Source organism: Advenella faeciporci, from assembly GCF_014652395.1.
In the GTDB taxonomy this organism is placed as follows: Bacteria; Pseudomonadota; Gammaproteobacteria; order Burkholderiales; family Burkholderiaceae_B; genus Advenella; species Advenella faeciporci.
On sequence record NZ_BMYS01000006.1, the window covers coordinates 1 to 12,387 of the forward strand.

General features: G+C 51.7%; 13 protein-coding genes and 1 riboswitch. Of the genes, 7 read left to right on the forward strand and 6 right to left on the reverse strand.

Annotated elements, in window-relative coordinates; all coding sequences use genetic code 11:
• Positions 1-477: 477 nt before the first annotated feature.
• Positions 478-1,146, reverse strand: coding sequence for an orotate phosphoribosyltransferase (gene pyrE, locus IE074_RS05765; protein ID WP_189384489.1), 669 nt, complete (start codon positions 1,144-1,146; stop codon positions 478-480).
• 403 nt (positions 1,147-1,549) lie between these two features.
• On the opposite strand from pyrE, the gene IE074_RS05770 reads away from it, so the two are divergent.
• The 3 genes from IE074_RS05770 to IE074_RS05780 all read left to right on the forward strand — a co-directional run bounded on the left by IE074_RS05770 (position 1,550) and on the right by IE074_RS05780 (position 4,084).
• Positions 1,550-2,344, forward strand: a complete 795-nt coding sequence (locus tag IE074_RS05770; protein WP_189384490.1) for a DODA-type extradiol aromatic ring-opening family dioxygenase — start codon at positions 1,550-1,552, stop codon at positions 2,342-2,344.
• Positions 2,345-2,422: 78 nt separating this feature from the next.
• Entirely contained in the window at positions 2,423-3,280 is an 858-nt protein-coding gene (locus IE074_RS05775) for a DMT family transporter (protein ID WP_373297780.1), read from the forward strand.
• An 18-nt stretch (positions 3,281-3,298) separates the two neighbouring features.
• Complete coding sequence (locus tag IE074_RS05780; RefSeq protein ID WP_189384492.1) at positions 3,299-4,084, forward strand: exodeoxyribonuclease III; 786 nt, start codon at positions 3,299-3,301, stop codon at positions 4,082-4,084.
• Here the strand turns inward: IE074_RS05780 and IE074_RS05785 are convergent.
• The 4 genes from IE074_RS05785 to IE074_RS05800 all read right to left on the reverse strand — a co-directional run bounded on the left by IE074_RS05785 (position 4,081) and on the right by IE074_RS05800 (position 7,826).
• Positions 4,081-5,334 carry an AmpG family muropeptide MFS transporter gene (locus IE074_RS05785; RefSeq protein ID WP_189384493.1) on the reverse strand — a complete coding sequence of 418 codons (1,254 nt, stop codon included), beginning with the start codon at positions 5,332-5,334 and terminating at the stop codon, positions 4,081-4,083. The two genes, IE074_RS05780 and IE074_RS05785, sit on opposite strands and share 4 nt — an antisense overlap.
• A 61-nt stretch (positions 5,335-5,395) precedes the next feature.
• Positions 5,396-6,028, reverse strand: coding sequence for a methionine biosynthesis protein MetW (gene metW, locus IE074_RS05790; RefSeq protein ID WP_189384494.1), 633 nt, complete (start codon positions 6,026-6,028; stop codon positions 5,396-5,398).
• Positions 6,025-7,209: a homoserine O-succinyltransferase MetX gene (gene metX, locus IE074_RS05795; RefSeq protein WP_189384495.1), complete on the reverse strand. Its 1,185-nt coding sequence runs from the start codon at positions 7,207-7,209 to the stop codon at positions 6,025-6,027. Before metX ends, metW begins: the two co-directional genes overlap by 4 nt.
• Positions 7,199-7,277: riboswitch (SAM riboswitch) on the reverse strand. (Overlaps the previous gene by 11 nt.)
• Positions 7,278-7,316: 39 nt before the next feature.
• The gene (locus IE074_RS05800) at positions 7,317-7,826 is read right to left on the reverse strand and encodes a hypothetical protein (protein ID WP_189384496.1); all 510 of its coding nucleotides are present in this window, start codon (positions 7,824-7,826) and stop codon (positions 7,317-7,319) included.
• Positions 7,827-7,921: 95 nt separating this feature from the next.
• On the opposite strand from IE074_RS05800, the gene gshA reads away from it, so the two are divergent.
• Positions 7,922-9,475 carry a glutamate--cysteine ligase gene (gshA, locus tag IE074_RS05805; RefSeq protein WP_189384497.1) on the forward strand — a complete coding sequence of 518 codons (1,554 nt, stop codon included), beginning with the start codon at positions 7,922-7,924 and terminating at the stop codon, positions 9,473-9,475.
• Positions 9,476-9,675: 200 nt separating this feature from the next.
• Here gshA and IE074_RS05810 read toward each other — a convergent pair whose 3' ends face one another.
• Complete coding sequence (locus IE074_RS05810) at positions 9,676-10,569, reverse strand: SphA family protein (protein WP_189384498.1); 894 nt, start codon at positions 10,567-10,569, stop codon at positions 9,676-9,678.
• A gap of 87 nt (positions 10,570-10,656) precedes the next feature.
• Here IE074_RS05810 and IE074_RS15105 point away from each other — a divergent pair, with 87 nt between their 5' ends.
• From IE074_RS15105 to IE074_RS05820, 3 genes are read left to right on the forward strand one after another with little or no spacing between them, the layout of a single operon-like run.
• Positions 10,657-11,004, forward strand: coding sequence for a XylR N-terminal domain-containing protein (locus tag IE074_RS15105; RefSeq protein ID WP_308429748.1), 348 nt, complete (start codon positions 10,657-10,659; stop codon positions 11,002-11,004).
• Positions 10,962-12,059 (forward strand): sigma-54 interaction domain-containing protein, encoded by a 1,098-nt coding sequence (locus IE074_RS05815; RefSeq protein WP_308429749.1) that lies wholly within the window; start codon positions 10,962-10,964, stop codon positions 12,057-12,059. The genes IE074_RS15105 and IE074_RS05815 overlap by 43 nt, the downstream gene beginning before the upstream one ends.
• 33 nt (positions 12,060-12,092) lie before the next feature.
• Positions 12,093-12,230 carry a hypothetical protein gene (locus IE074_RS05820; RefSeq protein ID WP_189384499.1) on the forward strand — a complete coding sequence of 46 codons (138 nt, stop codon included), beginning with the start codon at positions 12,093-12,095 and terminating at the stop codon, positions 12,228-12,230.
• Positions 12,231-12,387 lie beyond the last annotated feature (157 nt).

A 12,387-nucleotide genomic window follows, 5' to 3' on the forward strand; every position in this document is an offset into this window, starting at 1 on the left:
ATCGCCGAACAGATACTCCTTTACTAATTTGACTTTGAATTGCACATCATATTTTTCCATTGAAAAACCCCTAAAAGTTGAATGGGTGTCCAACTTTTGGGGGTCAGTTCAGAGCATGGGAACGAGTTAATGCGCTAAACTTCTTGTCCTTGTCTTCTTGTTCTTGTTCCCACGCAGAGCGTGGGAACAAGAAATCCTCCGCTTCGAAGAATTACATCGTGGTTCCAGCAACCACCCCGGCGCTTCGCGCCACCCCTCCACGGGAGGGGAATTTTCTAAACCTTTTTAATCATGACAAAGAATTCAAACAATTCCCCTCCCGTGGAGGGGTGGCAGGCGAAGCCTGACGGGGTGGTTGCTGGAACCACGAGATGCCTCCCCAAACCAGAGGGTGGTTGCTGGAACCACGAGATGCCTCCCCAAACCAGAGGGTGGTTGCCCTAAGCCACAAGATGCCTCCTCAAAGCAGCAAGTTAGTTACACGCCATATTTTGCGCGATAGGCAGCCACCGCATCCTTGTGTTCGGCAAACTGCGGGTCTTCATTCAACAATTGCATGATATCGTTTAAAGAAGCAATGCTAACTACAGGAATACCATAGGTTTGCGAAACATCCTGTACGGCAGAGTGGGCAGACAGGGCTTCATCAGGGCCGGCGCGTTCCATGCGATCCAACGCAATAAGCACCGCGGCGGGGGTTGCGCCAGCCTTGCGAATAATGTCCACCGATTCGCGCACCGACGTACCTGCGGTAATCACGTCGTCAATAATAACCACTTTGCCCTGCAGCGGCGCACCCACCAATACCCCGCCCTCACCATGATCCTTGGCTTCTTTGCGGTTAAAGGCAAATGGGACATCACGCCCGTTCAAGCCAGGATGATTGGCCAGGGCGATAGAAGTTGCCGTTGCCAGAGAAATGCCCTTATAAGCTGGGCCAAACAACATATCAAACTCGACTCCGGAATCAACCAGTGCCTGGGCATAGAACCGGGCCAGTTCACCTACCGATTTTCCTGAATCAAACAGGCCGGCATTGAAAAAATAAGGACTGAGGCGACCAGACTTGACTTTAAACTGGCCAAATTTCAAAACACCCTGACCCAATGAAAAACGAACAAAATCAAGACGATTCCGAGATGACATAATTAACCTTGCACAAAAACTGATGAATAAAATAATTCTGTCATCTTAGCAATATTCATACGGGTCCTCCACTTTTATTTGGCTATTTTTTCCGAAAAGAAAATAATCCACCCATCCATGCACGATCCGGGCATGTTCAAGGAAACCCAGACCGGTTAACCGAATGATGGCGGCAAACGGGTAAGGGCACAGCCAAAGATCAACGCTCCTATTATTCCAATAATGGAACAGTATATTTGCACCAAACCGGTTTCTTTCCGCCTGAATCCTGATTAGAATGTCTTGACTGAATCAGCAAGCACTCCAATACGGAGCCGGATTTTTATTGCCACAAACAATTCAGCCTCATGAAAGACCCACAAAAAACGTCCGGCTGCCAACTATTTCTCTTTAAGGAATTCATATGAAAATGCCCTGCTATTTTATCTCGCACGGTGGCGGTCCCTGGCCTTATATCCGGGAATGGGATGAGCAATACAAGGCATTGCGTGAATCTCTTGAGCGACTGCCTGCCGAGCTGCCGGAAAAACCCAAAGCCATCCTGATGGTTTCCGCCCACTGGATTGGCAGTGAAATCCTGATCATGGGCAGTGAAAAGCCGGGCATGCTTTATGATTATTACGGCTTCCCCGAACATACTTATCATGTTCACTACAATGCTCCTGGTGACCCGGCTTTAGCCGCCCGGGTACAAGGCATGTTGACTGATGCCGGCTTTGAAACCCGCATTGACCTGGATCGCGGTTTTGACCATGGTGCGTTCGTGCCTTTGGCCGTTTCATTTCCCGAGGCCGACATTCCGGTGGTGCAGGTCTCTATTAACCGCAATTATGACCCGGCTTATCATATCCGCATGGGTCAGGCACTGGCCGCCTTGCGCGATGAAGGGGTCCTGATTATAGGCAGCGGCTTAAGCTACCATAACCTGCGCCTGTTGGGCCCGGCCGGTTCAGCCCCCTCGGCAAAGTTTGATCAGTGGTTACAGGACGCCATTCTGGGCAAAACCCGGGAAGCACGCAGCCGTGCCATGGAGCAATGGGAACAAGCCCCCGCCGCCCGCCTGGCCCATGCGCAGGAAGACCACCTGGTTCCATTAATGGTGGCGGTTGGTTCGGCCGGTGATGATGCCGCCACCTGTGTTTATCATGAAACAAACGCATTTGGTGGTATTACTGCCACCAGCTTTAAATTTGGCTAAACGCCAATAGCCCTTGCCAAAACAAACCGTCATACAGACAATGACGGTTTGTTTTTATGTATTGAACATTTACCTATGATTCCCCAACGCCTGGGTCTTGCCGCTGCCCACTTTGCCGCATTTTTATTCGGCCTGACCGGTGTGCTGGGTGCCCTGATAGACGGTACCCCCACCCTAATTACCTTTGGACGGGCCTTGTTTGCCGCCCTGACCCTGGCTCTGGTGGCATTTTTCCTGCGCATCTCGGTTACCAGGAACATTAACCGGCGCACGCTCAGAACGCTGTTCATGGCAGGCCTGTCGCTAACCATTCACTGGGTGACTTTTTTCATTGCCATCAAGACTGGCGGGGTAGCCTTGGCCACCCTGGGTTTTGCCAGCTTTCCGGCATTCATTACCCTGCTTGAGTGTATCTTCCTGAAAGAAACGATTGGCAAAAGGGAAAGCTTTTTACTGCTGCTGGTACTGCTTGGACTCTTGCTGGTAACCCCTTCGGCCGATCCCGCCAGTGCCTCTACCATTGGCCTGGCATGGGGAGTTGTTTCCGGCCTTTCCTTTGCCGTGCTGGCTGTCATCAACCGTAAAAGTGCCGTCAACCTGGACCCGGTGCAAGTGGCTTTCTGGCAAAACCTGCTGGTTGCGGCACTTACCCTGCCCTTTGTTTTTGGCGATATCGGCATGCTGGCGCCCAAAGATTATGGCTGGCTGGCGGTTCTTGGCATTTTCTGCACGGCCCTGTCCCATTACCTGTTCGTATTCAGCCTGCGCGCTTTAACCGCCCGCACAACAGGACTGATTATTGCTCTTGAACCGGTATATGCTATCGTTGTCGCCTGGATACTGTTTGCAGAGGAACCCACCCTGCGCATGGTCATCGGTGGGGCCCTTATAATAACGGCAGCCGTGTTCCCTAAAAACACAGATTCAAAACACTGATTCATAAAGGAATTCATTTTGTTACGCGTTACCTCCATCAATGTCAATGGCATTCGTTCCGCCGCCAAGAAAGGACTTATTCCCTGGCTGGAAAAGCATAATGCCGATATTGTCTGCCTGCAGGAAATCAAGGTCAGTGACCCGGACCTGGTTGACGAACTGCGCAACCCGCTTGATTACCGCGGTTTTTTTTGCCACGCAGAAAAAAAAGGCTATAGCGGTGTCGGCATTTACACCCGCCAGGATGTGCCGGTGGCAACCGGCATGGGCTGTGACGAATTTGATGCAGAAGGCCGTCTGATCCGTGCACGCTGGGATAACCTGACCGTAGTAAGCGCTTACCTGCCTTCAGGCTCCAGCAGCGAAGAACGGCAAGCGGCCAAATTCCGTTTCCTGGATAAATTCGGTCCCTGGATTGATGCCATGATGGAAGACCATGAAAAAACCGGTCACAACTACATCATTTGCGGTGACTGGAATATCGCGCACAAGGAAATTGACCTGAAAAACTGGAAAGGAAACCTGAAGAACTCGGGCTTTACACCTGAAGAGCGTGCCTGGATTTCAGAAGTCTTTGACCGCCGGGGTTTTGTGGATGTGTTCAGAAAACTGAACCCCGAACCCGACCAATACACCTGGTGGAGCAACCGTGGCCAGGCCTGGGCCAAAAACGTGGGGTGGCGGATTGATTATCAAATTGCAACCCCGGGCATTGCCGACAAAGCCGTCGCCACCTCTATTTATAAAGACGAACGTTTCTCGGACCACGCACCATTAACCATCGACTATGACGTAAGCCTTTAAGTTTGCGGCTGGTCCAGCCGGCTCAGCTCCTTGCGCCGGTACCACAACAACAGCAAACCGGGCAAAGCGATAAATACCGTAAACACAAAGAACCCGGGCCAGCCAAACGACTCCACCAGCGGTGGGGTTAGCGGCCCGGCCAAAAACACCCGTCCTACCGAAGACAGGGCCGAGAGCAAGGCAAACTGGGTAGCCGTGAACTGCTGGTGACACAAGGCCATTAACAGGGCAACAAAAGCCGCGGTTCCCAGGCCACCACACAGGTTTTCCAGCCCAACAGCCAGCGCCATCACGGGGATACTTTGCGGCGTAATGGCCACCACCCAATACGCCAGGTTGGAGACCGCCTGCATTATCCCAAAAAACATCAGGGAACGGTACAGACCCAGCTTGCCCATGATGGAACCCCCTACCAGGGCGCCGGCAATAGTGGCAATAACCGCCAGAATCTTGTTCACCGAACCCACCACCTCGGGCGGAAAACCGGCCCCACGAATCAGGAATGTGGTTGACAGGGCGCCGGCAAAGGCGTCACCCAGTTTATAAAACACGATCAGGGCCAGAATGGACCAGGCTTCAGGGCGTGAAAAAAATTCCCTGAATGGCACCGTGAAGGCATCATAAATATTGCGTGGGGGTTGTATGCGTGCGGAGTCGGGTTCGGGGGCCAGCCAGGTCAGCACGGCGAACCCGAACATGAGCAGGCCCATAAGCAGATACATATTGGCCCAACCCAGCCAGACCGAAGCAATCACCAGTGCCAGGCCACCGGAAACAATCATCCCGATGCGATAGCCCAGGGTACGGATGGCTGCCCCCGCCGCCCGTTCTTCAGGCTGGAGCACTTCGGCACTGTAAGCATCAAAGGCAATATCCTGGGTCGCCGACAAAAATGCCACCGCCGTGGCCAACAGGGCCAGGACAAACAGGTTTTCAGACGGGCTGAACAGACTCATGCACCCAATGGCAATACCCAGGGCTATTTGCGCAATCGCCATCCAGCCACGCCGCCGCCCCATAAAAGGGGGCACAAAACGGTCTATGAACGGTGCCCACAAAAATTTGAACGTATAAGCCGCCCCCACCAGAGTCAGGAAGCCAATTTCCTTTAGCGATACATTCTCAACTGTTGCCCAGGCCTGCAGGGTTCCGCCGGTAAGCGCCAGCGGCAAGCCACTGGCCACCCCCAGCAACAACAAAGGATAAACCCGGCGGCTCAGATAGGGTTGGATATAGTTGAAAATAGGCATGCTCCTTGATTGACCGGGTAATGTATTTGGCTAAAGGAAAAAAAGACTGATAAACAGCGCCTTACTCCTTCACCAGGGGGGCCGACTCGAAATGATACACTGCCAGCGTACTGCGCCAGCTTGGCATGAAAGAAATTTCACGATCCTCGTTAAACGTGGCGCGATCCAGTATTTTAATGCCCAGCTGGGCGGCCAGCGCTTCAAAATCATGCAATGTGCATAAATGAATATTGGGCGTGTTATACCACTGATAAGGCATTTGTCCGGTTACCGGCATGCGTCCGTTAAGAATGGACCAGCCATGAGTCCAGTGCCCGAAGTTGGGAAACGACACTATACCGTAACGCGCCACCCGTGACATTTCGCGCAGGATATCCTCGGTGTTTTTCATGGCCTGCAACGTTTGTGACAGTACTACCGTGTCAAACTGCCGGTCGTCAAACATGGCCAGGCCATCTTCCAGGTTTTGCTGAATGACCTCTACCCCTTTGCGTACACAGGTAATGACATGTTCGTCCTCAATCTCAACGCCAACACCGGTCACTCCCTTGTTATTCTGGACATGGGCCAGCAAGGCACCATCACCACAACCCAAGTCAAGTACACGGGTTTCTTCCCTGATCCAGCTGGCAATGCGGATCAGGTCGGGACGGATTTTTCCCTGATTTGGCCTTAATACGGATTTTTTATTCATGCTGTTACCTCCAGGTCAAGGGCTCGCACAATGCGCTCGTAATAGGCCCTGACAACAGCGTGATATCTGGGGTCAGTCAGCAAAAAGGCATCATGTCCGTGTGGGGCATCAATTTCGGCATAAGTGACTTTGCTTTGGTTTTTAAGCAGGGCACGTACCAGCTCACGGGAACGCTCGGGCGGGAAACGCCAGTCTGTGGTAAAGGAAACCGTGAGAAAGTCGGCCTGGACATTGGCCAGTGCCTTGCTTAAGTCGCCGCCATGACGGCGGGCCGGATCAAAATAATCCAGTGCCCGGGTAATCAGCAAATAAGTATTCGCATCAAAATAACCGGAAAACTTCTCACCCTGATAGCGAAGGTAAGATTCAACTTCAAATTCGACATCGTAACCATAACGGAATCGGCCGTCTTCGGTAGGATTGCGCTGGGCACGGCCAAATTTTTCAGCCATGTCATCATCGGACAAATACGTGATATGACCAATCATGCGGGCGACCGACAAACCCCGTTTGGGAACGGTGTTATGGGCGTAATAGTCACCACCGTAAAATTCGGGATCGGTAATAATGGCGCGCCGGGCCACTTCATTGAAAGCGATATTCTGTGCCGACAGACTGCAGGTACTGGCAATGACCACGCAATGAGCCACCCGCTCGGGGCACTGGATTGCCCAGCTTAAGGCCTGCATGCCGCCCAGTGAACCACCCATCACAGCGGCAAAGCGTTTGATGCCAAAATGATCGGCCACCCTGGCCTGCGCCCGTACCCAGTCTTCAACGGTAAGTACCGGAAACGCAGCCCCCCAGGGCCGGCCGGTTTGTGGATTGATTGAGGCAGGACCCGAGGAGCCGAAACAGGACCCCAGGTTATTGATGCCAATGACAAAGAAAACATTGGTGTCTACCGGTTTGCCTGGCCCCACCATATTGTCCCACCAGCCAATATCATTGGGATCACTGGCCGAGACGCCGGCAACATGGTGCGACGCATTCAGGGCATGACACACCAGCACGGCATTGGAAGCATCTGCATTGAGGGTGCCATAGGTTTCAATGGCAAGGGTATAGTTTTCAAGGACTTGCCCGCTTGCCAAAGGCAGGGGCTCCTGGAAATCCAGGTAAACCGGACTCACAACACCAACGGATTCAGACAATTTTTTTTCGGGAATAGATTCGGCCATAAGGACCTCTTTAGCTGGATTTTTGAAGCGCCCGCAAGCAGATCAAGCAAATCGGCGCAAAACTTTAAAACATGATTCTAACATCTTCGACAGCACGCGACAGGCATTTAGTTGATTTTCACCCCATCCAGAAACTGTCTGACCTGTTGGGCCGGTGCCTGGTTGTCTGCCGCAACATAAGCCTGAACGATGATGCCATTGGCTGCCAGTATTTTGACATGCACATTGAAAACCTTGCCATTGACCTCTTTGGAAAAACTGAATACATCCCCAAACGCCGGCGCCGGTTCCGGCATGGGTTCGCCCATGGTTTGGTAAACCGAAGCCATGAGCGCCCTGCCTTTTTGCTCGATTTTTGCTTTCTCCGCCACCATTTCCACTGGAAAAACACGATATCCAATGGCATACACTTCATCGCTGACTGTGGCAATCTGCATGGTAAACGGCATTTTTTCACCATCGAGCTCGACTTGCCTGGTGTGTTCTACCGGCCGGGCCGGGAACAGGGCCGTCAGGTTTCCTTCTGCGGTATTCACGCTGCGCCAGTCATACTCGGGCGAACAGGCGCACAGAAACACAAGGGGCAGTAGCAGTAACAAACGGATAATTAGATTCATTTTGACGATAAAAATATTCTAAACAATAATTTTCAGACCTATTAGGCCGCTTCTCCCTTAAAATCTTACTTTCGTCAGACGATTCAGGATCTTTTGTGCAGCGAATCACTCAACTACAACAACATCGTGACATATTAACCCGAACCATGCGTGGCATTGAGCGGGAAGGCTTACGTATAGACCGGAATGGCCATCTGTCCAGCAAGCCCCATCCGCTTGCCTTGGGCTCGGCACTTACCCACCCCCATATTACAACCGATTACTCCGAGGCTTTGCTGGAACTAATCACGGGCACGCATACAACGGTCGAATCCCTGTTACAGGAACTCACCGAAATTCACCAGTTTGTCATGCAGCAAAACCGCAATGAAAGCCTCTGGATGCAATCCATGCCTGCCATTTTGCCACCCGAAAAAGATATCCCGATTGCAACGTATGGCACCTCCAATACCGGCATGCTCAAGCACGTATACCGCAGGGGGCTGGCCGAACGCTACGGCAAGAAAATGCAATGTATTGCCGGCCTGCATTACAACTTTTCAATGCCTTCCGAATTGTGGTCTTTACTGGACTTCAAGGGTGACACCCGCCAGGAACAGCAATCCGATGGCTATCTTGCCTTAATCCGCAATTTTACCCGTTATTCCTGGATTCTGATGTATCTGTTTGGCGCTTCGCCAGCCGTTTCAAAGTCGTTCCTGGCAGACATGCCACACGAATTGCAAACCTTTGATCATGATACTTTCTATTTGCCCTACGCCACCAGCCTGCGCATGAGCGACCTGGGTTATCAGAACGACGCACAATCCGCATTGACACTATGTTATAACGATCTGGACTCCTTTATACGCAAAATGTATAACGCGGTTACCCAGCCTTGGCCAGAATATGAAGCCATTGGCACTCACCGTGATGGAGAGTGGATCCAGCTGAACACCAATGTACTGCAAATAGAAAATGAGTTCTACTCCAGTATCCGCCCCAAACGCACGACCTCCCGCACAGAGCGTCCGGTTACCGCCTTAATGAATCGCGGCGTACAGTATGTTGAAATCCGCTGTCTTGATATCGACCCTTTCGAACCGATCGGCATTTCGGCATCCACCAGCCATTTCATGGATGCTTTCCTGCTTTTCTGTACCATCAGTGACAGCCCGTTATTCCCCAATAACGGTCATTGTGCACAAAGCCACAAAAACTTTGCCCAGGTCGTCAAGCGGGGCCGCGACCCTGGTTTAACACTCAATAAAGAAGACATCAGCATTTCTGTCAACGACTGGGGGCATGACATCCTGGATCAGGTTCATGTTTACGCCAAAGAACTGGATATTGCTTACAGTACAACGCAATACAGTGCTGCGGTTGAATTGCAACGGCAAAAACTGGACAACCCCAATCTGACACCCTCTGCCCGCCTGCTGGATGAACTCAGGGAAAGTGGTGTAAGCCTGCAAGATTACACACTACTGAAAAGCCAGGAGCATTCGGATGCGCTGCGCTTGCGTGAACTCTCTGTTGAAACAGACCAGAAACTCAAAGCGATGGTTCAGGACTCAATCCTTGGGCAGAAAGAAATTGAAGCATCTGATACCGAATCGTTTGAAGAATATGTAGCGCATTACAACGCGTCCCTGAAAAGCCCTGCCTGACAAACCCTGCCCGGCGGCATGTCATTGCCGCCGCCCCTGCCAAAATTCCGCTTATTCTTCTTTTGACACTGCAAAACACGTTTCCCATAGTGGCATCAATCGCGGCATCACCCGGTACCTGCATGACGATACCGGGTGTCCCGTTTTCAAAAAAATAATCCGGTGCCACTGTCATAGCCGGACACAAGCATGTTATTCAATTAAAAAGCTTTTACCAAAGAAAGACGGAACAAGGTACCTTTAGGCAGCGCCCCCGTACCCGCCCGGGCATAAACCTCTTTGTAGAAAGCGCCTTTCAGCAGCATGCCTGCCGATGGCACCGGATAAACCAGCTCGGCACCCACGGCATGACGGCTGGCATGATGCGTAGTGGCACCAAACCCTTTATCATTGCTCACCTGCCACTGGCTGTAACCTACCAGGCCGGCCTGTACTTTACTGAAGTCTTTACCCAAACCCCACTCAAGCGTGATCTGGTTACCGAGCCGGAAGCCGTTATCATCTTTGCTGTTTCGTTCAAAACGCATCAGGGCCGACGCCGATACCGTTTTTGCCTCATCAAAGTGATAAGTGCCGCCAGCCGTCAGCATCAGGCTTCGGTAACCGTGACCGGGAGATGCCGCATGACGGGTACTACCATTATCAAGCCACAAGCCGGCCGCGGCAACCGCGTCCCATTGCTTGCCATGCCAGCCCAGCACCAAAGGCCCTACGTAAATATCGCCTACCCCGGCATGACTGTCGGACACACCCGCCGCGCCAATATCAAGCTTGGTATTAATAATGGGAACAATGGCCTCCATGCCATAATCAGCGCCCAGAAACTTCTGCTCTGTCACCCAAACCAGACGATTGACCAAAGCTGACACGCTGCCATCATTCTTGCCAGGTAACCTGTCTTTGGTTCCGGGCGTACGGAAGTTGTCAATATCATAATGAACGGCATAGCCAAGGTAATATAGTCCGGCCGGAGGTAATGAAGGGCCCCGAATACCTTCCACACCCGGAACATAATGTCCGCCAGCAACCGCTGCCGTCATCGCCAGCGACCCTGTCACACCCAAAATGACCGATTTAACATATTTATTAATCATGTATTGTTCTCTTTCTGCTTTTTGTCAATTTTTATACCAGCACCGGCTGATTCCATACGCTGTTTTTATTTTTATCTACTATTTTGCATGCTCTCCCAAGTTCCTCCCTTTCCATCAGACGAAGATCTTCGCAAACTGCTGCACTTTTCCTCCGAGGACGGACGGATCTGGCTAGCCGATCAACGAATGCTGCTGATTCATGCCGCTTCCCTCAATTCGTTGCGTCATGAGCTGATCACCGCTATTGGCCCAACCCGAACCCGTCGGCTCATGATGCGTGCCATTTTTTTCAACGCAAAATCCTGTTTAAGGAAACCCAATGCGTCGCTTGTGGCCATGCCTCCTGTCTGGTTGAAGGGCGTCTGCTACATGAATGGCCCGATGGCAAGAATATGGAGACCGATTATGCCCCCGACTCCATGCTGCTGCAACTGAACGAGCTGCACGCCCAGATTGAGGTCTTGAAAACGCACCTGCAACCGGCTGATGAACAGGGTTTCCTGCTAGGCAAATCTCCCGCTTTCAAACGGACGATGGAACTGCTGGAAAAAGTCGCTCCAACCCAAGCCTCTGTCGTTCTTACCGGAGAAACCGGTGTTGGCAAGGAAAGATTCGCCCGCGCCCTGCACGCCATGAGCCCACGTGCCAGCAAATCCTTTATTGCCATCAATTGTGCTGCGCTGCCGACAGACCTGATCGAAAGCGAATTGTTTGGCGCTGAAAAAGGCGCTTATACCGGTTCCAGCACGACCCGTATCGGCCGCTTCGAACGGGCACATGGCGGCACACTGATGCTTGATGAACTTGGCGAATTGCCCATGGACGCCCAGGCCAAATTATTACGGGTACTGCAAACGGGTGAAATCGAGCGGCTGGGCAGCACCGAAACCCAAAAAGTCGATGTCCGGGTGGTTGCCGCCACCAACGTGAACCTGGAAAAGGCGGTCGAAGAGGGGCGCTTTCGTCGCGACCTGTTTTATCGCCTGAATGTTTACCCTGTACATATCCCTGCCTTGCGTGAACGTCCTGACGATATTGAACTGCTGGCCAATTATTTATTACAGAAATATGCCACTGTGCATGGCAAGCGGGTCGCTGGCCTGAGTGACCGTGCATTGGCGGCCCTGCGCCACTACCATTGGCCCGGCAACGTTCGTGAACTTGAAAACCTGATACAACGCAGCCTCATTCTGGTCGCAAACAATGAGTTAATTGATGCCGAAACCTTGTTTCCGCAATGGAGTGAAGAAGTTGGCTGCTCCATTGACGCCAAGGGCAAACTTGTCCCAACCCCATCCACCCAACCAGATGAAATAGAAAACTGCCTTGACATGATGCAACAAAAAAACCTGTCGCTGATGTCATTAGAAAGCAAATTATTGCAAACAGCCGTACAACGCAACAATGGCAATCTTGCTGCTGCGGCACGCATGCTGGGCATGACACGCCCACAGCTCAGTTATCGCATCAAACAGCACAAGCAAGCTTAAGTCAGGCCCTGAGCGGGCAAGGCCGGTCATGCCATGCAAGAATACCGCAAGACGCATGCGAACCGGCTTGTTGAACAGTTCAAATTCGTTAATCACCTGCCTGAACAGGCGATGCTTTCAACAAAACGCTTTAAAGCGGGCACGCTTCAGGATTTTGATTGGATACGATGATCCAATTACTCCATCACACAGTATCATCCCGAATTTCTTTCTTATCATTAGTTTGCATGGGCTTTCTAATCACCCAAGTATCTCTAAGCGAGATAGGAAAGATACCGGAATTGACCTATCACAAACCTGTCTTGCAATGCTTAAATCAAGCTTTTAT